This window comes from Streptomyces sp. DT224 (genome assembly GCF_049844595.1).
GTDB lineage: Bacteria > Actinomycetota > Actinomycetes > Streptomycetales > Streptomycetaceae > Streptomyces.
The window spans coordinates 1-23,140 of the sequence record NZ_JBNCLI010000009.1; the positions used below are offsets into that span (position 1 = coordinate 1).

Annotated in this window: 22 protein-coding genes, 1 tRNA gene and 1 pseudogene; 14 read left to right on the top strand and 10 right to left on the bottom strand. The window is 71.0% G+C overall.

Annotated elements, in window-relative coordinates; all coding sequences use genetic code 11:
* A pseudogene (locus ACLQ2N_RS22490) lies at positions 1-418 on the top strand (IS701 family transposase); the annotation flags it as partial.
* Positions 419-1,258: 840 nt separating this feature from the next.
* On the opposite strand, the gene ACLQ2N_RS22495 reads toward ACLQ2N_RS22490, so the two are convergent.
* Positions 1,259-2,017, bottom strand: a complete 759-nt coding sequence (locus ACLQ2N_RS22495; protein ID WP_265542705.1) for a phosphoglyceromutase — start codon at positions 2,015-2,017, stop codon at positions 1,259-1,261.
* A gap of 201 nt (positions 2,018-2,218) precedes the next feature.
* Between ACLQ2N_RS22495 and ACLQ2N_RS22500 the strand changes: the two genes are divergently transcribed.
* Positions 2,219-3,523, top strand: a complete 1,305-nt coding sequence (locus ACLQ2N_RS22500; RefSeq protein WP_425815782.1) for an MDR family MFS transporter — start codon at positions 2,219-2,221, stop codon at positions 3,521-3,523.
* Between the two features lie 19 nt (positions 3,524-3,542).
* On the opposite strand, the gene ACLQ2N_RS22505 is transcribed toward ACLQ2N_RS22500, so the two are convergent.
* Together ACLQ2N_RS22505 and phoU are read right to left on the bottom strand one after the other, a co-directional pair.
* Positions 3,543-3,692 carry a hypothetical protein gene (locus ACLQ2N_RS22505; protein ID WP_185992863.1) on the bottom strand — a complete coding sequence of 50 codons (150 nt, stop codon included), beginning with the start codon at positions 3,690-3,692 and terminating at the stop codon, positions 3,543-3,545.
* Positions 3,693-3,901: 209 nt separating this feature from the next.
* The gene (gene phoU / locus ACLQ2N_RS22510) at positions 3,902-4,579 is read right to left on the bottom strand and encodes a phosphate signaling complex protein PhoU (RefSeq protein ID WP_425815784.1); all 678 of its coding nucleotides are present in this window, start codon (positions 4,577-4,579) and stop codon (positions 3,902-3,904) included.
* Between the two features lie 208 nt (positions 4,580-4,787).
* On the opposite strand from phoU, the gene ACLQ2N_RS22515 reads away from it, so the two are divergent.
* The gene (locus ACLQ2N_RS22515) at positions 4,788-6,062 is read left to right on the top strand and encodes a sensor histidine kinase (protein WP_425815786.1); all 1,275 of its coding nucleotides are present in this window, start codon (positions 4,788-4,790) and stop codon (positions 6,060-6,062) included.
* Positions 6,059-6,739, top strand: coding sequence for a response regulator transcription factor (locus tag ACLQ2N_RS22520; protein ID WP_018519642.1), 681 nt, complete (start codon positions 6,059-6,061; stop codon positions 6,737-6,739). The genes ACLQ2N_RS22515 and ACLQ2N_RS22520 overlap by 4 nt, the downstream gene beginning before the upstream one ends.
* An 85-nt stretch (positions 6,740-6,824) precedes the next feature.
* Here ACLQ2N_RS22520 and ACLQ2N_RS22525 read toward each other — a convergent pair whose 3' ends face one another.
* Positions 6,825-7,475, bottom strand: coding sequence for a DUF461 domain-containing protein (locus ACLQ2N_RS22525; protein ID WP_425815789.1), 651 nt, complete (start codon positions 7,473-7,475; stop codon positions 6,825-6,827).
* 609 nt (positions 7,476-8,084) lie between these two features.
* On the opposite strand from ACLQ2N_RS22525, the gene ACLQ2N_RS22530 reads away from it, so the two are divergent.
* From ACLQ2N_RS22530 to ACLQ2N_RS22555, 6 genes are all read left to right on the top strand, one after another.
* A complete protein-coding gene (locus tag ACLQ2N_RS22530) occupies positions 8,085-8,567 on the top strand; it encodes a CarD family transcriptional regulator (RefSeq protein WP_006380568.1) in 483 nt (160 codons plus the stop codon).
* A 360-nt stretch (positions 8,568-8,927) separates the two neighbouring features.
* Positions 8,928-9,674: a 2-C-methyl-D-erythritol 4-phosphate cytidylyltransferase gene (gene ispD, locus ACLQ2N_RS22535; protein WP_425815793.1), complete on the top strand. Its 747-nt coding sequence runs from the start codon at positions 8,928-8,930 to the stop codon at positions 9,672-9,674.
* A complete protein-coding gene (gene ispF / locus ACLQ2N_RS22540) occupies positions 9,664-10,182 on the top strand; it encodes a 2-C-methyl-D-erythritol 2,4-cyclodiphosphate synthase (protein WP_425815795.1) in 519 nt (172 codons plus the stop codon). The genes ispD and ispF overlap by 11 nt, the downstream gene beginning before the upstream one ends.
* Positions 10,183-10,301: 119 nt before the next feature.
* Positions 10,302-11,705 carry a cysteine--tRNA ligase gene (cysS, locus tag ACLQ2N_RS22545; RefSeq protein ID WP_425815797.1) on the top strand — a complete coding sequence of 468 codons (1,404 nt, stop codon included), beginning with the start codon at positions 10,302-10,304 and terminating at the stop codon, positions 11,703-11,705.
* 80 nt (positions 11,706-11,785) lie between these two features.
* Positions 11,786-12,742: a 23S rRNA (guanosine(2251)-2'-O)-methyltransferase RlmB gene (rlmB, locus tag ACLQ2N_RS22550; RefSeq protein WP_425815799.1), complete on the top strand. Its 957-nt coding sequence runs from the start codon at positions 11,786-11,788 to the stop codon at positions 12,740-12,742.
* 198 nt (positions 12,743-12,940) lie between these two features.
* Positions 12,941-14,554, top strand: coding sequence for a DoxX family membrane protein (locus ACLQ2N_RS22555; RefSeq protein ID WP_425815801.1), 1,614 nt, complete (start codon positions 12,941-12,943; stop codon positions 14,552-14,554).
* Positions 14,555-14,634: 80 nt separating this feature from the next.
* Here the strand turns inward: ACLQ2N_RS22555 and ACLQ2N_RS22560 are convergent, their stop codons facing one another.
* From ACLQ2N_RS22560 to ACLQ2N_RS22575, 4 genes are all read right to left on the bottom strand, one after another.
* A complete protein-coding gene (locus tag ACLQ2N_RS22560; protein WP_425815803.1) occupies positions 14,635-15,345 on the bottom strand; it encodes a nucleotidyltransferase family protein in 711 nt (236 codons plus the stop codon).
* Between the two features lie 46 nt (positions 15,346-15,391).
* The gene (locus ACLQ2N_RS22565; RefSeq protein WP_425815805.1) at positions 15,392-15,823 is read right to left on the bottom strand and encodes a hypothetical protein; all 432 of its coding nucleotides are present in this window, start codon (positions 15,821-15,823) and stop codon (positions 15,392-15,394) included.
* A gap of 228 nt (positions 15,824-16,051) precedes the next feature.
* A complete protein-coding gene (locus ACLQ2N_RS22570; protein ID WP_425815807.1) occupies positions 16,052-17,188 on the bottom strand; it encodes an ABC transporter ATP-binding protein in 1,137 nt (378 codons plus the stop codon).
* A gap of 371 nt (positions 17,189-17,559) precedes the next feature.
* Positions 17,560-18,960 carry an RNA-guided endonuclease InsQ/TnpB family protein gene (locus ACLQ2N_RS22575; protein WP_425815809.1) on the bottom strand — a complete coding sequence of 467 codons (1,401 nt, stop codon included), beginning with the start codon at positions 18,958-18,960 and terminating at the stop codon, positions 17,560-17,562.
* Between the two features lie 164 nt (positions 18,961-19,124).
* Between ACLQ2N_RS22575 and ACLQ2N_RS22580 the strand changes: the two genes are divergently transcribed.
* A tRNA-Thr gene (locus ACLQ2N_RS22580) sits at positions 19,125-19,198 on the top strand.
* 37 nt (positions 19,199-19,235) lie between these two features.
* On the opposite strand, the gene ACLQ2N_RS22585 is transcribed toward ACLQ2N_RS22580, so the two are convergent.
* Positions 19,236-19,877 (bottom strand): rhomboid-like protein, encoded by a 642-nt coding sequence (locus ACLQ2N_RS22585; protein WP_425816267.1) that lies wholly within the window; start codon positions 19,875-19,877, stop codon positions 19,236-19,238.
* 33 nt (positions 19,878-19,910) lie between these two features.
* Between ACLQ2N_RS22585 and ACLQ2N_RS22590 the strand changes: the two genes are divergently transcribed.
* Entirely contained in the window at positions 19,911-20,816 is a 906-nt protein-coding gene (locus tag ACLQ2N_RS22590; RefSeq protein ID WP_425815811.1) for an aminoglycoside phosphotransferase family protein, read from the top strand.
* A 32-nt stretch (positions 20,817-20,848) separates the two neighbouring features.
* A complete protein-coding gene (locus ACLQ2N_RS22595) occupies positions 20,849-21,325 on the top strand; it encodes a GNAT family N-acetyltransferase (protein ID WP_425815813.1) in 477 nt (158 codons plus the stop codon).
* A gap of 18 nt (positions 21,326-21,343) precedes the next feature.
* Here ACLQ2N_RS22595 and ACLQ2N_RS22600 read toward each other — a convergent pair whose 3' ends face one another.
* Positions 21,344-22,330, bottom strand: coding sequence for a zinc-binding dehydrogenase (locus ACLQ2N_RS22600; RefSeq protein ID WP_425815815.1), 987 nt, complete (start codon positions 22,328-22,330; stop codon positions 21,344-21,346).
* 113 nt (positions 22,331-22,443) lie between these two features.
* Between ACLQ2N_RS22600 and ACLQ2N_RS22605 the strand changes: the two genes are divergently transcribed.
* Positions 22,444-23,124 carry a pentapeptide repeat-containing protein gene (locus tag ACLQ2N_RS22605; RefSeq protein ID WP_425815817.1) on the top strand — a complete coding sequence of 227 codons (681 nt, stop codon included), beginning with the start codon at positions 22,444-22,446 and terminating at the stop codon, positions 23,122-23,124.
* Positions 23,125-23,140 lie beyond the last annotated feature (16 nt).

Genomic DNA, 23,140 nt, shown 5'->3' on the forward strand with positions numbered 1-23,140 from the left:
CACTACCGGCGAACGGGCCTACTACCGTTGCTCCTCGCCTGCTCCGGCACCCCTTGCCACGCTGGTCCGCGTCGCCGGGTCGAGGTGGCGAGTGGAGGAGACGTTCCAGTCGGGAAAGGGGCTTGCGGGACTGGACGAGCACCAGGTGCGCCGCTTCACCTCCTGGTCACGCTGGGTCACCCTGGTCATGCTCGCGCACGCCTTCCTGGCGGTCATCCGTGCCGCAGAACATGCCCGCCATCCCGCTCCGGACGGGTTGATCCCACTCACCTGCAATGAGATCCAGCGGCTGTTCACGGCGCTCGTTAGACCCGCGCCCGATGCGGTCCACCGGCTGCGCTGGTCCCTCTGGCGGCGCCGCCACCAGGCCCGATCCAGAACCAGCCACTACCACCGACAAGTCGCCGAACAGACATGAAGATCACGATCTACAGCTGGAGTACTAGCCTGACACGAAAAAACGGGCTGCAGAGTGGAAACACCAACTGTGAAAGTGTCGCCGAACCAGAAAATCCGACACGAAAGAACGGGCTGCAGAGTGGAAACACCAACTGTGAAAGTGTCGCCGAACCAGAAAATCCGACACGAAAAAAGACAGCAGGGTGACCACCTGGCCTCCCTCCCTCCCTCCCTCCCTCCCTCCCTCCCTCCCTCCCTCCCGGCCTCCCGCCCGGCCGGGTAATAACCGCGGTGGCGGAAACCCGCACAGTGCAGAAGGAGGCCCAGGGGTGGCTTTACGGGAGCGCCGCCCGCCGAGCATTCGGTTCATTGGAAGTCCCGACAGCTTAAGAATGGGGGCCGGCCCAACAGTCATGCGGAAGCATCGGCTCCGAAAGGCGGTGGGGGATTTGCGCGGCGAGGTCGCTGTGCAATATCGTCCCGATCACTAGCGGGGAAGCGAGAAGGCCACCCAGCGCAATGGGTGGCCTTCGATCTCCATTAGTGCCTTGTCGTTGAGTCAACTAGGAGGAACTCATGGAGAACACTATGGTGCCACGCTTCGGCGTAACCATCGACATCACCCCGCGCGAACCCGCGTTCGCGGTAACCGGGGGCGTGGTTGGTGTACTCGGCCTCTGGGTGGGGGCACCCGTGTATGCCGTCGCCATCGGGGCGTTCTTCGTTACGTTCCGAGTGTGCGTCCGTGTCTGGAGGAGGCGAGACATCTAGTCGGGCGGCCCCACCACGGCCCAGGCATGACTTCAGGCCTCCTACCAGCGAAGAAAGTGCTGGTAGGAGGCCTGAAGCGTCGGGCTTACTACTTCTTGCCCTGGTTCTTCACTGCCTCGATGGCCGCCTTCGCCGCGTCCGCGTCGAGGTACGTGCCGCCCGGGTTCAGGGGGCGGAACTCCGCGTCGAGTTCGTAGGTGAGCGGGATGCCCGTGGGGATGTTCAGGCCCGCGATGTCGGCGTCGGAGATGCCGTCGAGGTGCTTGACCAGGGCGCGGAGGCTGTTGCCGTGGGCGGCGACCAGGACCGTGCGGCCGGTCAGGAGGTCCGGGACGATGCCGTCGTACCAGTACGGCAGCATGCGCGTGACGACGTCCTTCAGGCACTCCGTGCGCGGGCGCAGCTCCGGCGGGATCGTCGCGTAGCGCGCGTCGTCGCTCTGGGAGAACTCGGTGCCGTCCTCGAGGGCGGGCGGCGGGGTGTCGTACGAGCGGCGCCAGAGCATGAACTGCTCCTCGCCGAACTCGGCGAGCGTCTGGGCCTTGTCCTTGCCCTGGAGCGCGCCGTAGTGGCGCTCGTTCAGGCGCCACGAGCGGTGTACGGGGATCCAGTGGCGGTCCGCGGCCTCCAGCGCGAGCTGGGCGGTGCGGATGGCGCGCTTCTGGAGCGAGGTGTGCAGCACGTCGGGGAGCAGGCCGGCGTCCTTCAGCAGCTCACCGCCGCGGACCGCCTCCTTCTCGCCCTTCTCGGTGAGGTTGACGTCCACCCATCCGGTGAACAGGTTCTTCGCGTTCCACTCGCTCTCGCCGTGGCGGAGGAGGATCAGCTTGTACGGTGCGTCGGCCATGAGTCCGAGCGTAATCGAACCCGTCCGAGCCGCGCGCGACCGGTCACAGAGCGGACAGGGCCGGAAGGGGCCTGCCGACGTTTGACGGCGCCCGTCAATTGAGTGGCAGGCGGGCCCCGAGGATTCGTAATGTTCGGACCGTCGGTGGGCCACTTACCTCCCCCGGCCCCATCCGTCGTATGTCCCTGGGGGGGAACCCGTATGTCTGCCACCGGTCTCGGACGGGCCACCCGTGCCACCCGGGAAACCGTCTCCGGGCTCCCCAGGGAGTTCTGGTGGCTGTGGACCAGCACCCTGGTCAACCGCCTGGGCGCGTTCGTCGCCACCTTCATGGCCCTGTACCTGACCCTGGACCGCGGCTACTCCGCCTCGTACGCCGGTCTGGTCGCCGCACTCCACGGGCTCGGCGGTGTCGTCTCCTCGCTCGCGGCCGGGGTGCTGACCGACCGCATCGGGCGGCGGCCCACCATGCTCGCCGCGCAGCTCTCCACCGCCGCCGCGGTCGCCGTGCTCGGCTTCATGACGCATCCCGCGGCCATCGCCGGTGTCGCCTTCCTCGTCGGCATGGCGAGCAACGCCTCCCGCCCGGCGGTCCAGGCGATGATCGCCGACATCGTCCCCGCGAAGGACCGGGTGAGGGCCTTCTCGCTCAATTACTGGGCCATCAACCTCGGTTTCGCGGTCTCCTCCGCCGGCGCCGGGTTCGTCGCCGAGTACAGCTATCTCGCGGGCTTCGTCGGCGAGGCCGCGATGACCCTCGTCTGCGCGGTCGTCGTCTTCCTGAAGGTCCCGGAATCGCGTCCGGAGCGCTCGGCGCCGGCGGTGCCCGGCGGTGTGCCGGCCGACGACGGCGTACGGCTCTCCACCGTGCTGCGCGACGGACGGTTCATGGGTGTCGTCGGCCTGTCGTTCGTGATCGCCCTGATCTTCCAGCAGGGTTACGTGGGCCTGCCCGTGGCTATGGGCGCCGACGGGCTCAGCAGCTCCGACTTCGGCACGGCGATCGCCGTCAACGGCGTCCTCATCGTCGTGCTCCAGATCCCCGTCACCCGGTTCATCCAGAGCCGCGACCCGCGCCGGCTGCTCGTCGCCTCCTCACTGCTCGCGGGGTACGGGTTCGGGCTGACCGCCTTCGCCGGTTCCGTCGGGGTGTACGCACTGACCATCAGCGTGTGGACGGTCGCCGAGATCATCAACGCCCCCGTGCAGAACGGCCTGGTCGTCCAGCTGGCCCCGGCCCACGGCAGGGGCCGCTACCAGGGCATGTACACCCTGTCCTGGTCGGCCGCCGCGCTCATCGCCCCGCTGATGTCCGGTGTGGTCATCGACCACTTCGGCGCCGGCTGGCTGTGGGCGACGACCGCCCTCCTGGGCACGGTGGCCGCCGCAGGCTACTGGCTGCTCATGCGCGGTCTGCCGACGGGGGAGACCGCGGTGGCCGAGACCGCCGCACCGTCGCCGCGGACCGGGGCACGGGTCACGAAGGCGGAGGCGTCGCCCTCGTAACCCGTACGGCCCGGCGGTGTCAGCCGGAGCAGCCTCCGCACTGGCAGGGCGCCCCGGACTGGCAGCCGCACCCGCAGCCCGAGCCGCAGCCGCAGGCGCCCAGGACGGTCAGCGGCACCACCTCGGCGGGGGCCTCCCGCTCCGGTTCGGTCATGGGGGAATCGGCCATGGTTCCTCCTCAAGGCGTACGACAGGGCCGCACGCCCGCTACGGGGAACGCGACCGGGGCGTACGGACACGTCGTGCCGCCCCGTCCCATTGCATGCCCACCCGGGCGGGCGCATCAACGGCGCACATGCGCAGGAACGTATGTACGAGCCGTGCGCGCGGGCGTGCGCCAGGCCGCTCGCGCCCCGCCCTTCCCGCACCGGAGCCCCGCTAAGCCCCCTCGACCGGCGCGGGCTGCTGGATCTCGTCCGCGTGCTCGCCCGTCACCAGGTAGACCACGCGCTTCGCCACCGACACCGCGTGGTCGGCGAACCGTTCGTAGTAGCGGCCGAGCAGCGTCACGTCGACGGCCGTCTCGATGCCGTGCTTCCAGCGGTCGTCCATCAGGTGCTGGAACAGCGCGCGGTGCAGCAGGTCCATCTCGTCGTCGTCCTGCTCCAGCTGGAGCGCGAGGTCGACGTCCTTGGTGATGATCACCTCCGCGGCCTTGGCCATCAGGCGCTGCGCGAGCTGGCCCATCTCCAGGATGGTGGCGTGCAGGTCGTGCGGGACCGCGGACTGCGGGAAGCGCAGCCGGGCCAGCTTGGCGACGTGCTGGGCGAGGTCGCCCGAGCGCTCCAGGTCCGCGCTCATCCGCAGCGACGTCACCACGATCCGCAGATCGGTCGCCACCGGCTGCTGCCGGGCCAGGAGCGCGATGGCCCGCGCCTCCAGATCGTGCTGGAGGTCGTCCACCTTCTGGTCGGCGGCGATCACCGACTCGGCCAGCTTCAGATCGGCGTCGAGCATCGCCGTCGTCGCCCGGCCTATCGCCGAGCCGACGAGCCGGGCCATCTCGACCAGGCCCTCGCCGATCGAGTCGAGTTCCTCGTGGTACGCGTCACGCATGGGTGTCCCTCTCCAGTCCTTGACCGAGGCCGGGGCCCGCCGACGACCGGCTCCGAACCCCACGACACCACCGTGACGGCCGTACGCGTCGGATTCCGACCGGCCAAGTGAACCGCCCCTTGCCCCTCGGTGAACTCTGGGCGACGAGTGGCCGTGGAGGGCATCGGACGGCTGGGAGAGTGTCCGAGGTGCCGCATAACCTGGGGACATGGACGTGAACGCGGCGGTCGCCGCAGCTGCCGCGATCGCCGGTGTCGGTACCGGCGTGATCGCCATGCTGGCGTTCCGCTGGAGCGAGCGCGACCAGAAGAAGCCGACGCGCACCTCCCTGCGGCCCGACAGCGGTGCCCCGCTGCCCCCCGGTGTCGACACGGTCCTGTCCGTGCTCAGCTCCTCCGCCGTGGTGCTGGACGAGAGCGACAGCGTCGTCAAGGCCAGCTCCGCCGCGTACGCGCTGGGGCTGGTCCGAGGCGGCCGCCTGGCCGTCGAGGCGATGCTCAACATGGCGCGGGACACCCGCCGCGACGGCGAGATACGGCAGGTCGAACTGGACCTCCCGCGCCGCGGCACGGGCCGGGGCGAGGCCCTGGCGGTCTCCGCGCGGGTCGCCCCGCTCGGCTCCCGGCTGGTGCTGCTGCTCGTGGAGGACCTCACCGAGGCCCGCCGCATCGAGGCGGTCCGGCGCGACTTCGTCGCCAACGTCAGCCATGAGCTCAAGACCCCGACCGGAGCCCTGTCCCTGCTCTCGGAGGCCGTGCTGGACGCCTCCGACGACCAGGAGGCCGTCGAGCACTTCGCCCGCCGCATGCAGATCGAGGCGACCCGGCTCACCAACCTGGTCCAGGAGCTCATCGACCTCTCCCGGGTGCAGAACGACGACCCGCTGGAGGACGCCGAGCCGGTCCGCGTGGACGAGCTGGTCGCCGAGGCCATCGACCGCTGCCGCCAGCAGGCCGGCTCCAAGCAGATCACCATGGCCGCCGGCGGCACCGCCGACCTGCGGATATGGGGGAACCGCGGCCAGCTCGCCGCAGCGCTGGGCAACCTGGTCGAGAACGCCGTCAACTACAGCCCCGCCCGCACCCGCGTCGGCATCGCCGCCCGCCGCGTGGCCGTGCCCGGCGGGGACGAGATCGAGATCGCCGTGACCGACCAGGGCATCGGCATCTCCGAGAAGGACCGGGAACGGGTCTTCGAACGCTTCTACCGCGTCGACCCGGCCCGCTCACGCGCCACCGGTGGTACGGGCCTCGGCCTCGCCATCGTCAAACACGTGGCCGCCTCGCACGGCGGGGAGGTCACCGTGTGGAGCTCGGAGGGACAGGGCTCCACCTTCACCCTGCGGCTGCCCGAAGCGGGCTCCGCACGCGGCCGGGACCGTGTGTCCGGCGGCCCGCTCATCGTCAACGGCGACGAGGCGTCCCACCTGGACGCCGCCCCCGACTCCTTTGATTCATTCCCTTCCCCGGAGGCCCTTCCGTGACCCGAGTGCTTGTCGTCGAGGATGAGGAATCCTTCAGCGACGTCCTGTCCTACATGCTCCGCAAGGAAGGCTTCGAGGTCGCCATCGCGGCCACCGGACCCGACGGCCTGGACGAGTTCGAGCGCAACGGCGCCGACCTCGTGCTGCTCGACCTGATGCTGCCCGGACTCCCCGGCACCGAGGTCTGCCGCCAGCTGCGCAGCCGCTCCAACGTGCCCGTGATCATGGTGACCGCCAAGGACAGCGAGATCGACAAGGTCGTCGGCCTGGAGATAGGGGCCGACGACTACGTCACCAAGCCCTTCTCCTCCCGCGAGCTCGTTGCCCGCATCCGGGCCGTGCTGCGCCGGCGCGGCGAGCCCGAGGAGGTCGCCCCCGCCGCCCTGGAGGCCGGACCGGTCCGCATGGACGTCGACCGGCACGTCGTCACGGTCTCCGGCGGCAAGGTCGACCTGCCGCTGAAGGAGTTCGACCTGCTGGAGATGCTCCTGCGCAACGCGGGCCGGGTGCTGACCCGGATGCAGCTCATCGACCGGGTCTGGGGCGCGGACTACGTGGGCGACACCAAGACCCTCGACGTCCACGTGAAGCGGCTGCGCGCCAAGATCGAGCCGGACCCGGGCGCGCCCCGGTTCCTGGTGACGGTGCGGGGCCTCGGGTACAAGTTCGAGCCGTAGGCCGGCCCCGCGCTCCGCGCACATGGCCGAGGCGCCTCCCCCGGGTGGGGAAGGCGCCTCGGCCATGTGCGGTGCGGGCTGCGGCTCAGCCGGGCTGGCCGGACGCGGAGGCCGCGGACGAGGCCCCGGCCTCGCCGGACGGGCTCCCGGACGCGTCCGGGGACGCGGACCCGGACGGCGAGCCGGACGGCGAGGCGTCCGGCGTCGTCGACGGCTCGGGCAGGGCGCTGGGGCCGAAGCCCTTGAAGTAGTGCGCCGCCGGGACGACGGAGGCGCCCAGCGAGATGTCGCCGGTGCGGCTGAACTTGAAGACCAGCGGCTGCACGTTGCCGTTCTCCGTGGCCTCGTGGCCGTTCTCGATCACGGCGGACGCGTTGCCCTGGCCGCCGAGGATCACCCGGCCGCCGGCCGGCACGACGACCGGACCCGAGCCCTTGGCGGGGTGCAGCTGCACGGAGCCGCTGCTGCCCGTCAGGGTGATGGAGTCCAGGGTCTCCGGCGTGGAGCCGTTGTTGAACAGGGTGGCGGTGACGACCGCCGGGCCCTTGGCGTCGCGCTCGGGCTGGGTGATGACGTTGGCGTTCTGGATCTTGATGGCGCCGGACCGGGTGGAGGCGTTGTCCGGCCGGACTTCGAGCGTCTGCGCGTTGTTGCCCGCGCCGCATGCGGTGAGCGCGGTGATCGAGAACGCGATGGCAGTGGCGGCGAGGGCGCCGTGTCGAAGGCTGCGGCTCACGGCGGCGGCAACTCCTTGAACGTGCGGACGGTGCGGACGGGTCGGGCGCCTGGGGTAAAGCCGCCCTAAGGGTCTGTCAGCGGTCAGGTTACCGAGCCCTCCTCGCCGCCCCGCACCCGACCCGCCCCTGACGGGCCGGTGATCGCGGGGCTCGGACACGTACGGACATTCGCTGTCTCTTCACATAACGCGCTTGATCAAATTCCGGCCATCCGTTCGTCCCGGGCTTCGTGGCCGTTCACGGACGGTGGCGCATTCATTGCGCATAATCCCCGTCGGCGTCGTACGTTGATCAATTTCATTGGCCATCGGCACTTACGCCCGAACGAGTGATCCATCCTCGAACGCGCTACGGAAAGTTCCGCAAGCTGAACCCGACAAAACGGGACGTTCGGCCCCTTCGGAGCGGGGTGGAGTGTGTGTAGGGTCCGCGTTTCCCGGTCGCCGGACAGCCGCTCCGACCTGCGAATACCGTCTTCCGCAGGCCCCGCGCAGCACGTTCCCGTCTCTCTTGTCAAGCCCCGAGATATGCCCTGACCTGCGAAAACGCCATTCAGGAGTAGCGATTCTCGTGTTACGCTTGATAGCCACGGAAGGGGTACCTGTCACATGACGTTCAAGGTTGGCGACACCGTGGTCTATCCCCATCACGGGGCCGCGCTGATCGAGGCTATCGAAACTCGCCAGATCAAAGGCGTGGACAAGACCTACTTGGTGCTCAAGGTCGCTCAGGGCGACTTGACGGTGCGTGTACCGGCGGACAATGCGGAGTTCGTGGGCGTGCGCGACGTAGTCGGGCAGGAAGGGCTGGACCGCGTCTTCGAGGTGCTGCGCGCACCGTATGCCGAGGAGCCGACGAACTGGTCCCGGCGCTACAAGGCAAATCTCGAGAAGCTCGCGTCCGGCGATGTCATCAAGGTCGCCGAAGTCGTGCGCGACCTGTGGCGCCGCGAGCGTGAGCGCGGACTCTCCGCAGGTGAGAAGCGCATGCTCGCCAAGGCCCGCCAGATTCTGGTGAGCGAGCTCGCTCTCGCGGAGAACACCAACGAGGACAAGGCCGAGGCTCTCCTCGACGAGGTTCTCGCATCCTGAACCGGATGGCGCCGGTCATGACGACCGGATCGCACCGGCTGTAGATAATGTGCCGCGGTGCCCGCTGACCAGCCGTATTCACGCTGTGTCGTCGGGCGCTGCGGCATGTCCGGACCGCGAAATCCAACGGCGAATTCCGGCCACGTGCCGACGATCCCCCGGTACACGTCCTTGGTACGTTGCTCGCGATCTTGCCGAACCCGGCGTGCGAGACCGACCCCGGACGGCCGCGGCGTGTCCCGGCCCGCCCGGGGTCACGGAAAGGGTCCCGGTCGAGTCATGGCGCAGCGCCCGGCTCGCTTGTGGCCATACCCACGCCGGCCGTGGACACAAACATGCCGAAGCCTCGGAGTGCAACCGATGTCTGAACAACCGCGTCCTTACCGCACGGCCGCCGTGATCCCCGCGGCCGGCCGCGGCGTACGGCTCGGCCCGGGCGCCCCCAAGGCGCTCCGCGCGCTCGGCGGTACCCCCATGCTCGTGCATGCCGTACGCGCCATGGCGGCCTCCCGGCACGTGTCCCTGGTCGTCGTCGTCGCGCCGCCCGAGGGCGTCACCGAGGTCCGCAACCTCCTGGACGAGTACGCCCTGCCGGAACGCACCGACTTCCTCGTCGTGCCCGGCGCCGAAACCCGCCAGGAGTCCGTGAAGCGCGGCCTCGACGCGCTCCCCGACACCATCTCCGCCGTCCTGGTGCACGACGCGGCCCGGCCCCTCGTCCCCGTGGACACCGTCGACGCCGTCGTCGAGGCCGTACGCGACGGCGCCCCCGCCGTCGTTCCCGCTCTGCCGCTCGCCGACACCGTCAAGGAGGTCGAGCCCGGGGCCCCCGGCGCGCCCGAGCCGGTGCTCTCCACCCCGGCCCGCGCCCGGCTCAGGGCCGTACAGACGCCGCAGGGCTTCGACCGGGCCACCCTGCTCCGCGCCCACGAGCAGGTCGCCGTCAGCGGCGAGGGCGCGACCGACGACGCGGGCATGGTCGAACAGCTCGGCGCCCCCGTCGTCGTCGTCCCCGGGCACGAAGAGGCGTTCAAGGTCACCCGCCCCCTGGACCTGGTCCTGGCCGAGGCGGTTCTCGCACGCAGGAGGGCCAACGATGGCTTCTGAGGCCCCCCGGCCCGACCGGGCCCCCGCGCCGGTGATCCCGCTCGTCGGCATCGGCACCGACATCCACGCCTTCGAAGAGGGCCGCGAGCTGTGGTGCGCCGGGCTGCGCTGGGACGGCGAGGGCCCGGGCCTGGCCGGCCACTCCGACGCGGACGTCGTCGCCCACGCGGCGTGCAACGCGCTCTTCTCCGCCGCCGGCCTCGGCGACCTCGGGCAGCACTTCGGCACCGGGCGCCCCGAGTGGTCCGGCGCCGCCGGGGTCACCCTGCTCACCGAGGCCGCCCGCATCGTCCGCGCGGCCGGGTTCGAGATCGGCAACGTGGCCGTCCAGGTCGTCGGCGTGCGCCCGAAGATCGGCAAGCGGCGCGAGGAGGCGCAGCAGGTGCTGTCCGACGCGGTCGGCGCCCCCGTCTCGCTGTCCGCCGCGACGTCCGACGGGTTGGGTTTCACCGGCCGCGGCGAGGGCATCGCCGGCCTCGCGACCGCCCTCGTCTACCGCACCGGCTGACCCGCGCGCGGGGGCGCCCGGGACCGTTCCGAACGGTCCCGGGCAGCCCCCGTAACAACTGCGCCCGCAAATATCCACAGGGGCGCGGGGCACTGGTGCGGGCCCACTACCCTTGAGGGGTGACTATTCGCCTGTACGACACCAGCGCCCGGCAGATCCGTGACTTCGTCCCGCTCGCAGCGGGCTGTGTCTCGATCTACCTCTGTGGCGCTACCGTCCAGGCCGCCCCGCACATCGGGCACATCAGGTCCGGACTGAACTTCGACATCATGCGCCGCTGGTTCGCCCACCGCGGCTACGACGTGACGTTCGTCCGGAACGTCACGGACATCGACGACAAGATCATCGCGAAGTCCGCCGAGCAGGGCCGCCCCTGGTGGTCCATCGGTTACGAGAACGAGCGGGCGTTCAACGCGGGCTACGACGCGCTCGGCTGCCTGCCGCCCACCTACGAACCGCGCGCGACCGGGCACGTCCCGGAGATGATCGAGATGATGCGCGGCCTCATCGAGCGCGGCCACGCGTACGCCGCCGACGGCAACGTCTACTTCGACGTGCGCTCGTTCCCCGGCTACCTGGGGCTGTCCAACCAGGAGCTGGACGACCTGCGCCAGCCCTCCGGCGAGGGCGAGACCGGCAAGCGCGACCAGCGCGACTTCGCCATGTGGAAGGCGTCGAAGCCCGGCGAGCCCAGCTGGGAGACGCCCTGGGGCCGCGGCCGTCCCGGCTGGCACCTGGAGTGCTCCGCCATGGCGCACAAGTACCTCGGCACCGCCTTCGACATCCACGGCGGCGGCATCGACCTGATCTTCCCGCACCACGAGAACGAGATCGCCCAGGCCAAGGCGTTCGGCGACGATTTCGCGCGCTACTGGGTGCACAACGGCTGGGTCACCATGTCCGGCGAGAAGATGTCGAAGTCCCTCGGCAACTCCGTTCTCGTCAGCGAGATGGTCAAGACCTGGCGCCCCATCGTCCTGCGCTACTACCTGGGCACCCCGCACTACCGGTCCATGATCGAGTACAGCGAGGAGGCCCTGCGCGAGGCCGAGTCGGCGTTCGCCCGCATCGAGGGCTTCATCCAGCGCGTCACCGAGAAGGCCGGCGAGACCGTCGCCCCCGCCGCCGAGGTGCCGCCCGCCTTCGCCGAAGCCATGGACGACGACCTCGGCGTCCCCCAGGCCCTCGCGATCGTCCACACCACGGTCCGCCAGGGCAACTCCGCCCTCGCCGCCGACGACAAGGAAGCCGCCGTCGCCCGCCTCGCCGAGGTCCGCGCCATGCTCGGCGTCCTCGGCCTCGATCCGCTCGACGACCACTGGGCCGGTGAGAGCGACCGCGGCGACGACCTCCACGGCGTCGTGGACACGCTCGTCCGCTTCGTCCTCGACCAGCGGCAGTCCGCGCGTGCCCGCAAGGACTGGGCCGCCGCCGACGCGATCCGCGACCAGCTCAACCAGTCCGGACTCGTCATCGAGGACAGCCCGTCCGGCCCCCGGTGGACACTCGGCCCGCGCCAGTAGCCACCACATGCCGCCCGGTCCGCCGGGCGGCACACTTCACTTATACGTACGCACGACCGAAGCAACGAAACAGGTAGGTCATGGCCGGGAACAGCCAGCGCAGGAACCGCCGCACGTCCAACAAGAAGGGCGCCACGGTCGGCAGCGGTGGCCAGCGACGCCGGGGCCTCGAAGGCAAGGGCCCCACCCCGCCCGCCGAGCAGCGCAAGAAGCACAAGAAGAACCGCATCGCGACCGCCAAGGCCAAGCAGGCCGCCAACCGCCGCCCCGCCCCCCGGCGCGGCGGCGTCAAGGGCACCTCGGAGATGGTCGTCGGCCGCAACCCGGTGTACGAGGCCCTGCGCGACGGCGTCCCCGCCACCACGCTCTACGTCCAGCAGTACATCGACAACGACGAGCGCGTCCGCGAGGCCCTCCAGCTCGCCGGTGAGCGCGGCAACATCAACCTCATGGAGGCCCCGCGCCCCGAGCTCGACCGCATGACGGGCGGCCTCAACCACCAGGGCCTCGTCCTCCAGGTCCCGCCCTACGAGTACGCCGACCCGCAGGACCTCCTCGAAGCCGCGTACGACAACGGCGAGGACCCGCTCATCGTCGCCCTCGACGGCGTCACCGACCCGCGCAACCTCGGCGCGATCGTCCGCTCCGTCTCCGCCTTCGGCGGCCACGGCGTCGTCGTCCCCGAGCGCCGCGCCGCCGGCATGACCGCCGGGGCCTGGAAGTCCTCGGCCGGCACCGCCGCCCGCACCCCCGTCTCCAAGGTCACCAACCTGACCCGCTCCCTCGAAGCGTTCAAGAAGGAGGGCATCGCGGTCGTCGGCCTCGCCGCCGACGGTGAGCACACCGTCGAGGACCTCGAAGCGCTCGGCGGGCCCGTCGTCATCGTCATCGGCAGCGAGGGCAAGGGCCTCGGCCGCCTCGTCGGCGAGACCTGCGACTACCGCGTCCGCATCAACATGCCGGGCGGCGCCGAATCCCTCAACGCCGGTGTCGCCGCCGGCATCGTCATGTACGAGGTCGCGCGCCGCCGCGCCTGACCGGCCGGCCCGACCCGGCCCGAGGGCCACCCGGGGGCGCGCGCGCACGTGCACGCGCCCCCGCGCAACCCCCCACCACCTGTTGACGGGTCTCGGACACCTTCGGCACGGTCAAGGCAGTGTCCTAAGCACACATCACTCGGTTAGATGAGTGTGGACACCAGAACGCCTCGGTTCGACGAACTACCCGCCCTGAGCATGACCAAGGTGGACTGCGACCCTGCGCAGGTCATCGTCAACCACGCCAGCTTCCGGGTGCAGCTCGCCCCCGGCCAGCGCGCACGGCTGCGCGGTGTGACACCCGCCGGCGCGCCCAGGATCCCCGCCATGAGCGCCCCCGGAGCGGGACGCGGCCGACGCGCCCCCGTCGTCTGGAGCGGCAAGTCCGCCCCCGGCGACCCCGGCGCCACCGGACTCCTCCAGGCCGTACGCAACTCCACCGCCGGCCGCCCCGAGGGCGCGTACGACCCCTATGACCCGTACGCCTCCTACGAGTACGACCACGGACGCGGCGCCGGCACCCAGGTCATCCCGCGCCTCGCCGAGTCCCCCCTCGAAGAGACCCAGCCCAACCCCGTCATCGGCGCCCCCCGCTCCGGCGGCCCCCTGCTGCCCCCCATGCGCCGGGCGGTCGGCGCCTACGACCCGGTCGACCCCGGCCCGTACGACCCGGACGGCTACGACGAGCGGGGCCCGTACGACGACGAGGCCGCCGTCGACCTCACCGACGAGGAGGCCCGCGGCCGGCGCCAGGGCGGCGCCGACGACGTCCGTCACGCGTACTACCCGGGCCGCCGCATGAACCTCGGCGTCGTCCTCCTGCCGATGCGGGTCTTCCTCGGCTTCATCTCCATCTACGCCGGCATGGGCAAGCTCTGCGACCCCGTGTACTTCGACGGCGGCGAGCGCGGCTCGATGGTCAAGTGGCTCAACTCGCTCCACCCGTGGGCACTGGCCGAGCCGCTGCGCGAGTTCGCCCTCTCGCACCCCGTCGGTGCCGGGCTCTCGATCGCCTTCCTCCAGGTCGTCGTCGGCGTCCTCACCGTCCTCGGACTCTGGCAGCGCGTCGCCGCCACCGTCGGCGCCCTGCTGTCCGCCGCCCTCCTGGTCACCGTCAGCTGGCGCACCGTCGCCGCCTACGACGCGCCGGACATCATCTACCTCGCCGCCTGGAGCCCGCTGATCATCGCGGGCGCACCCGTCTACTCCATCGACGGACGGCTCGCCGGAGAAGCCTGGCGCAAGCTCGGTCCCCGCTCCGAGATCTGGGACCTGCGCCGCCGCGTCCTGCGCCGGGGCGCCGTCGTCGCCAGCGTCGTCGTCGGCCTCACGCTGCTCATCGGGTCCGTCCTCGGCGGCGCCGTCCGCTCCACGGAGGTCGTCACCGTCCCCGGCCCCCACGGCGTCCCCACCAACCAGCTCCCCGGCTCGCCCCTCCCCGACAAGTCCCGCAAGGGCAAGGCGTCCAAGAGCCCCACGGGCCACCAGCCCACGCCCTCGCACAGCACCGCACCCCTCACCCCGTCCGCCGACGCCTCCACACCCTCGTCGGACAGCGTCCGCGAGACGGGCCAGACGGCGGGCGCGAGCACCGGCCAGCCCAGCCAGACCCAGGGCACCGGCCAGCAGACCCCGCGGCAGACCACCCCCCAGCAGCCCCCCGCCACCAGCTCCGGCCCCAGCTCCTCCGGAAGCACCGGCACCGGCGGCGGCTCCACCACCGGCGGCACCGCCCCCGACCCCGGCACCGGCTCGGGCGGCGGCGACGGCGGCAGCGGGGGCCGCAACCCGATCGGCGGCCTCCTCGGCTGAGGCTGACCGCGGGCGCCCCTGAGCGGCACACGGGGCGGGCCCGGAGGAACTCCTCCGGGCCCGCCCCGTTTCCGTACGCGCTACCGCCCGTCCAGCTCCTTGGCGGCCTCCGTCAGGTCCTTCGCGGTGTCGATCGCCCGCCAGTACGCCCCGTGCGGCAGCGGATATCCGGCCAGCCGGCGTTCGCGGGCCAGCCGGGGGAAGGTCGTCCGCTCGTGGTCGCCCAGGTCCGGCAGCATCCCCGTGAACGCGGGGGAGAACACGTACACCCCCGCATTGATCAGATACGGCGACGGCGGCGCCTCGATGAAGTCGGTGATGTGCCCGAACGCGTCCGTCTCCACCGCGCCCCACGGGATCCGGGGCCGTGCCAGCGCCAGCGTCGCCGTCGCGTCGCGCTCCGCGTGGAACGCCGCCATCTCGCGCAGCGAGAACCGGGTCCAGATGTCCCCGTTGGTCGCATACCACGGCTCGTCCGGCTCGGGCAGCCGCGCCGCCGCGTACTTCAGGCCGCCGCCGCGTCCCAGCGGCTCGGACTCCACCACCGTCGTCACGCGCAGCGGCAGCACCGCGTCGGCCAGCCACTCCTGGAGCACCTCGGCCAGATGCCCGCACGACACCACGGCGTCGGTCACGCCCTCGGCGGCCAGCCAGGAAAGCTGATGGCCGATGATCGGCGTCCCGGTACCCGGGATCTCGACCATCGGCTTGGGGCGGTCATCGGTATACGGGCGCAGCCGTGACCCCTGGCCACCCGCCAGGATCACGGCCTGCGTCGGAAACGTATGCATGCCAGGCACGATAGGCCGTGCCCGGCAGCGGAGAGGGGCGTGTCGGTCAGCTGAACTGGGCGACGCCCGAGGCGAACGAGGTGTCGCAGACGGGGCGCGAGAAGCGGTGCGCGCGCGTCGGGCCGTACTTCTCGACGGCCGCCTTGCCCAGGGTCTTCGCGAGGGACATGCAGTGCTTGGCGAGCGACGGGCGTCCCTCGACGGCGCGCTGGAGGTCCGTCAGGGCGACCCCCGGGTCCTTGGCGCGGAGCTCCTGCAGGAGCCGGTCGCGCAGGACGTCCTGCGGGGCACGCGGCTTGACGGCGGCCTCGGCACCCTTGGCGTCGGGGACGGTGCGGGCCGACGCGGCGAGGAGCTGCGAGTCGGAGTTGCTGGCTGCCCACGGCACGGCGGTGACCGCGAGGGTCCCGGACAGGACCATGACGACGGGCAGTACGAAAGCGAGGGTTCGGCCGATACGGCGCACGGTGTGGGTCACGCAGCGAGCGTAGCGGCCGGTGATGACATGGCGACATTACGTCACCCTCGCGGGGGATGGTTCGAGTGTGCTTTTCGAATCGCGTGTTGACGAACGGGGGTGAAATGACCGTTCCGGCGGGGAATCCGCCTCCGCCGCTTCAAACGCCCCGCCGCTTCGGACCCGGCCCGTGACGCGCGGTGGCCCCGCACGAAGATCGTGCGGGGCCACCGTACAGCGTGTGCGACGTCAGTCGGTGAGGCGCTCACCGGTCGACGTGGCGAAGACGTGCAGCTCGTCCGGGCGGGGCACGACGTGCAGCTTGGTGCCCTTCTCCGGGACGGCGCGGCCGCCGACGCGGACGACCAGGTCCTTGTGCTCGCCACCGACCTCGGCGGCGCCGTAGACGAAGCCGTCGGCGCCGAGCTCCTCGACCACGTTGACCGAGACGGCCAGGCCGGCCGGGGCCTCCGCGGAGTCCTTGGTGAGGGTCTTCGCGGCGGCGCCGCCGTGCTCGACGATGTCGAAGTGCTCGGGGCGGATGCCGACCGTGACGGTGGTGTCGCCGCGGTTCGCGGCGGCGGTCAGCGCCTCGCGGGAGACCGGGACGACGCTGTTGCCGAACTTCACGCCGCCGTCGGTGATCGGGACCTCGACGAGGTTCATCGCCGGGGAGCCGATGAAGCCGGCCACGAAGAGGTTCGCCGGGCGGTCGTACATGTTGCGCGGCGAGTCGACCTGCTGGAGGAGACCGTCCTTGAGGACCGCGACGCGGTCGCCCATGGTCAGGGCCTCGACCTGGTCGTGGGTGACGTACACGGTCGTGATGCCCAGGCGGCGCTGGAGCGAGGCGATCTGCGTACGGGTGGAGACACGGAGCTTGGCGTCGAGGTTCGACAGCGGCTCGTCCATGAGGAAGACCTGCGGCTCACGCACGATCGCGCGGCCCATCGCGACACGCTGGCGCTGACCACCGGAGAGCGCCTTCGGCTTGCGGTCCAGGTAGTCGGTGAGGTCCAGCATCTTGGCGGCCTCTTCGACCTTCGCCCGGATGTCGGTCTTGTTGACGCCGGCGATCTTGAGCGCGAAGCCCATGTTGTCCGCGACGGTCATGTGCGGGTACAGCGCGTAGTTCTGGAACACCATGGCGATGTCCCGGTCCTTCGGCGGCAGGTGCGTGACGTCGCGGTCACCGATGCGGATGGCGCCGCCGTTGACGTCCTCAAGACCCGCGAGCATGCGGAGCGAGGTGGACTTGCCGCAACCGGAGGGACCGACGAGGACGAGGAACTCACCGTCCGCGATGTCGATCTCGAGCTGGTCGACCGCGGGCTTCGTGGAGCCGGGGTAGACGCGGGACGCCTTGTCGAACGTGACACTGGCCATGCTGATGCTTCTCCTTCACCGGCAGGTACGTGCCGGACGATCCGTCGTAAGGGAGTGGTCTGGTCCATCGGAGTGAACCTGCAAGGACGCTACCTGGCGGTTTCGGATCTGTCAGCAGTTCTTGGGGGAGGAAAATCTCGCAGCAGAGCGATTGCCTTTTGGCCGCGTACGAGCAAGGTGGCAGAGCACCGCACTTTTGACCCGCACCACCAAGGCAGAGCACCGGATTTTTGGCTTTGCGCCTTGGTGGCACTTCCTGCTTCGACGCCCCCGCCGCCCGGACGCACCCCTGGGGGGTGCTTCCGACCGGTCTTACATGGGCTCCGCAGGCATGACGGCCGACGGCCCGTCGGTCCGCACCGCAGTACTTCTTACGCAGCCAGCTGTACGTCGGCCAGCTCCGACGCCTTGATCACCGACGGCGGCATCCGCCCCGGCGGGAGCGCGGTGGCCATGAGCCAGTACAGGCGCATCCCCTCGTCCCGGAGGTTCCGTGCCGCGTTCACATCCCGGTCGTGGACCGCACCGCACTCCGTGCAGGACCACTCCCGTACGGACACGTCGAGGGACGGCCCCTGCGCGTGACAGTCGGAGCACCGCCGCGTCGACGGGAAGAAACGGTCCACGATCACCAGCGTCCGCCCGTACCACGCGCACTTGTACCGCAACTGTCGTACGAGCTCACCCCAGGCGGCATCGATGATCGACCGGTTCAGCCGGGCCTTGCGGCGGCGGCCCTTCCCGGCTGCCGGACGCAGCAGATTCATGACGGCCAGGTCCTCCACCACGAGCACTTGGTTCTCGCGCACGAGGCGGGTGGTCAACTGGTCCAGCATGTCCCTGCGTACGTCACTGATCAGCGCGTACAGCCGAGCGATCCGCTCCCGGGCCTTGCCCCGGTTGTTCGACCCCTTCTTCTTGCGGTGCAGACCCCGCTGCAGCCGCGCCAGCTCCTTGTCGTACTTCTTCAGCAGCCGTGGATGGTCCACCTTCGTTCCGTCGTCCAGAGTCACGAGGGCGGCCAGGCCGAGGTCGATGCCGACAGCCTTCGGCTCGCGACTGCCCGGCAGGAGCGCTGTGGGCAGATGAGCGATGTACTCCTCCACCAGCACCGCGAGGAAGTACCGGCCGGCGCGGTCACGCGTCACGGACAACCTCACCGGCGCCGCACCAGCCGGCAAGGGCCGGGACCAGCGCACATCCAGTGGCGTTGTCTGCTTCGCCAGTGTCACCAGGCCCGTGCCGGGCCGCTCCGGGTCCTCCGACCACCGGAAGCCGGTGCGTACGTACGTCGCCGAATCCCGCGACCGGTGCTTCTTCTTTCGTTGCGGATACTTTGCCGACTGCTTGAAGAACCGGGTGAACGCCCCGTCCAGATGCCGCAGTGCCTGCTGAAGCACCGTCGAGGAGACCTCACGCAACCACGAGGTCTCCGGCGCCTGCCGCCAGCCCGTCAATGCGCGGCACGACTCGGCGAAGCCGACCGACACGCGGTGCCGCTCCCATGCGCCCGCCCGGAGCGCCAGGCCCTCGTTGTAGACCCAGCGGCAGGCCCCGAAGGTCTTCTCCAGCTGCTCGGCCTGGGAGGGGGTGGGGTAGAAGCGGTAGCGGTACACGCGCTGCTGCGTACCCGGCTCCTTGACCCTGCTCTTGATGGCCGTGGCCGCACGACCCTGATGCTTTCTGCGGTCGCCGATGCCCATTGCCTCGCGCTTGATGCGCTTGGCCTCGTCGCTCGAAACGCGCGTCCGCTGGTCCTCGGCGTCCGCCATGAGCCCTCCCCACCCTTCGACTGTCCGATATCCGGATCAGCACGTCAGTGTTCTTAACGCACGGATGCTCGGGTGGTTACGGGGACGATGGAACTTCGTGGAGTAGAACGTGGGGTGCTGTGTAAAGTGAGGCTCGCGCGCGTGGCCTTCTCGGCGTGCGCGTTGCCGCCTTAGCTCAGTTGGCCAGAGCGTTCGATTTGTAATCGAAAAGTCGTCGGTTCGATTCCGACAGGCGGCTCAAAACCCCAGGTCAGCGTCCCACTGGCCTGGTTTTTTTATGTCCCGCGCCGCGTCAGCGGGTAGCACCCCAGTCCGGTCAGGGCCGCTGTCAGGTGGCCGATGTCCGTGAAGGTCGGGTTGGTGATCAGCGGCACCGTGTAGATCACCAGGACCGCGAAGAGGTAGACGGGGCGCCAAGGGCGGGGGACGTAGGAGGTGAGGACCGCGACCACGCCGGCGAGGGCGTAGCTGACGCCGATGTCGAGGGTGTGGGCGGCGGAGAGCGGGGCGTGGCCGTGGCGGATGGCCCAGGCGAGGACGGACTCGCTGACGAGGGTGGCGAGGACGTGGGCGGTGGCGGCGACGGTGAGCCAGCGCGGGGTGCCGAGGCGGCGTTCGGCGGGGGCGTGGAAGACGGTGTAGAGGACGGCGTAGGGGAGCCACGTGCCGCCGTCGATCCAGAAGGCGCTGGTGATGAGGGTGCGCACCGGGTTCTGGGACAGCTCGTGGATGTTGGTGGATTGCCGGCGCAGGAACTCCTCCTCGAAGGCCGGTGACATCTGGTGGACGATCACCGTGGTGACGAAGAGGGCGGTCAGCCAGAGGTAGGTGCCGGGGGCGCTGCGGATCCAGGAGCGGAGGGCGTGGAGCCACGAGGCAGGCGTGGCGTAGGGCCGTGCTGGGTGGCCGGAGGGCATGCCCGATTGACGCACGCCCCTACGATCGGGGGTGTGATCGACATTCCGGATGCGCTCATCGCCACTCAGTCCGCATACAACGGGGAGGCGGGCCGGGCGTTCGTGGCCGCGCTGCCGGGGATGGCGGCGGAGTTCCTGGAGCGGTGGGGGCTGCGCCGGGACGGTGCGGCGATGCACGGGGTGTGCGCGCTGGTCCTGCCGGTGGTGCGGCTGGGGGACGGGCGGCGGGCGGTGCTGAAGTTGCAGCCGGTGGACGCGGAGACGGCGGGGGAGCCGGTCGCGCTGCGGCTGTGGGGTGCGGCGGGGGCCGGGGCGGTGCGGTTGCTGGAGCACGATCCGGTGACCGGGGCGATGCTCCTGGAGCGGCTGGACGGAAGCCGTTCGCTGGAGGGCGAGCCGGACGCGGACCGGGCGGTCCGGGTGATCGCCGGACTGCTGGCGGAGCTGACGGCGGTGCGTCCTGGGGCCGGGCACGGGCTGCGGGGGCTCGGGGAGGCGGCTTCCCGGATGCTGGCCGCAGCCCCGGACGTCGTGGCGGGGCTGGCGGACGAGGAGGAGCGGGGGCTCGTACGGGACTGTGCGGCGGCGGTGCGTGAGGTGGCGGGGGAGCCGGGGGACCGGTTGCTGCACTGGGACCTGCACTACGGGAACGTGCTGGCGGCGGAGGGCGGGGCGGGGTGGGTGGCCATCGATCCGAAGCCCCTGGTGGGGGACGCGGGGTTCGAGCTGCTGCCCGCGCTGGTGAACAGGTTCGACGCGGGTGCGGTGGGGAAGCGGTTCGATGCGCTGACCGGGGCGCTGGGGCTCGACCGGGAGCGGGCGGCGGCGTGGACGCTGGGGCGGGTGCTCCAGAACGTGCGCTGGTCGGTGGAGGGCGGTGCACGGCGGCCGGCGCCGGAACTGGCGGAGATCGCACGGGTGGTGCTGGGCCGGGGGTAGGCGTCGGAAGGGCGTTGTTTACGCTGCCCCCCATGATTCGTACCGCTGCTCCCGCCGATGTCCCCGTCATCCACGCCATGGTGTGTGAGCTGGCCGATTACGAGAAGGCGCTGCACGAGGTGCGGGCGACGGAGGAGCAGTTGCACGAGGCGCTGTTCGGGGAGCGGCCCGCCGCGTTCGCGCACATCGCCGAGTCGGACGAGGACGGCGAGGTCGTCGGTTTCGCGCTCTGGTTCCTGAACTTCTCGACCTGGCGCGGGGTGCACGGGATCTATCTGGAAGACCTGTACGTACGCCCTGAGCGGCGCGGCGGCGGGCATGGGAAGGCGCTGCTGACGGAGCTGGCGCGGATCTGTGTGGAGCGGGGTTACGAGCGCCTGGAGTGGTCGGTGCTGAACTGGAACGCCCCGTCGATCGCGTTCTACGAGTCGCTGGGCGCGCGTCCGCAGGACGAGTGGACGGTGTACCGGCTGACCGACGGGGCGCTGGCGGAGCTGGGCGGGGCGTGAGGCGGGCCGGGTCCCTCGTCAGGGGATGAGGACCACCTTGCCGAGGGTGCCCCGGGTCTCCAGGTCGCGGTGGGCGTCGGCGGCGCGGGCGAGCGGGTAGGTCTGGATCGCGGGGCGCAGGCGGCCGGCGGCGGCTTCGGCGAGGGCGCGGGTTTCGAGCGCGCGTGGTCCGCCGCCCTTGTGGAACAGGGCGGGGCCGAGGACGTTCTGGGAGGTGATGCCGCGTGCGTGGAGTTCGTCGTCGGTGGGGGAGTAGGGGCGGCCGTTGCCGGACCGGCCGTAGATGACGTGCTGTCCGCCCTTGCCGAGGAGGTCGACGGCGGCGTGGGCGGTGATGGAGCCGACGGAGTCGTAGACGACGGTGGCGCGGCGGCCGAGTGCGTCCAGGTGGGTGCGGACGTGGTGGGGCCAGTCGGGGCGGGTGTAGTCGACGGCGAGGTCGGCGCCGTTGTCCAGGGCCCGGGCGGTCTTGGCGGGGCCTCCGGCGAGGCCGATGACGGTGGCTCCGGCGTTCTTGGCGTACTGGACGATCAGGGTGCCGATGCCTCCGGCGGCGGCGGTGACGAGAACGAGGGAGTCGGGGCCGAGAGGGGTGAAGTCGAGGATGCCGAGGGCGGTGCGGCCGGTTCCGATCATGGCGACGGCTTCCGCATGGCCGAGTCCTCGGGGTACGCGGTGGAGCCGGTCGGTGTCGCTGACGGCGAGTTCGGCGTAGCCGCCGGGGACGTTGCCGAGGTGGGCGACGACGTCGCGGCCGAGCCAGGCCGGGTCGGTGCCTTCGCCGAGCGCGTCGACGGTGCCGGCGACTTCGCGGCCCGGGACGGTGGGCAGTGCGGCGGGCGGGAAGGGGCCGGGGAGGCCCTGGCGCAGCGTGGTGTCGATGAGGTGGACGCCGGCGGCGCGGACGGCGATGCGGACCTGGCCGGGGCCGGGTCGGGGGGCGTCGGTGTGTTCGTAGGTGAGGTTCTCGGCGGGGCCGAAGGCGTGGAGGCGTACGGCGTGCATGGTGGGGTCCCCCGGAGCGGTGTGCGTTCTGGTGGCCCCAGCCTGTGACCTCAAGCGGGGTTGAGGTCAAGCGTGGGCGGGGTGTTGTCAGTGGCGTGCGTCACGATGGGGGCATGGTGCGTGCTGGTGGTCGGAGCGGTGGTGTGAAGGCGGCGCGGCGGCCGGAGGTGCGGTTGCCGTCGCTGGTGGAGTTCGAGGAGGGCGGGCTCGAACCGGACGGGGATTACGACGGGGTGCGGTTCGGGGCGTCGGTGGATCTGGCGGACGCGTCGGGGCGGGGTGCGAGGTTCATGGACTGCGCGCTGGAGGGCTGCGCCCTGGACCGGGCGGAGCTGGTGCGGGCGCGGTTCATCGATTCGGTGCTGACGGGGGTACGGGGGGTGGGCACCGATCTCGCGGAGGCGTCGCTGCGGGACGTGGAGGTGGTGGACGCGCGGCTGGGCGGGACGCAGTTGCACGGCGCGGTGCTGGAGCGGGTGCTCGTGCGGGGCGGGAAGATCGATTACCTGAATCTGCGGGAGGCCCGGCTGACGGACGTCGTCTTCGAGGGCTGTGTGCTGGCGGAGCCTGATTTCGGGGGTGCGCGGCTGAGGCGGGTGGAGTTCCGGGACTGTGTGCTGAGGCGGGCGGACTTCAGCGCGGCGCGGATGGAGGCGGTGGATCTGCGGGCGGTCGCGGAGCTGGACATCGCGCGGGGGGTGGAGCGGCTGGCGGGTGCGGTGATCAGCCCGGTCCAGCTGATGGAGCTGGCGCCGGCGTTCGCGGCGCAGATCGGGGTGCGGGTGGAGGTGTGAGGGGGCGGCCGGGCCG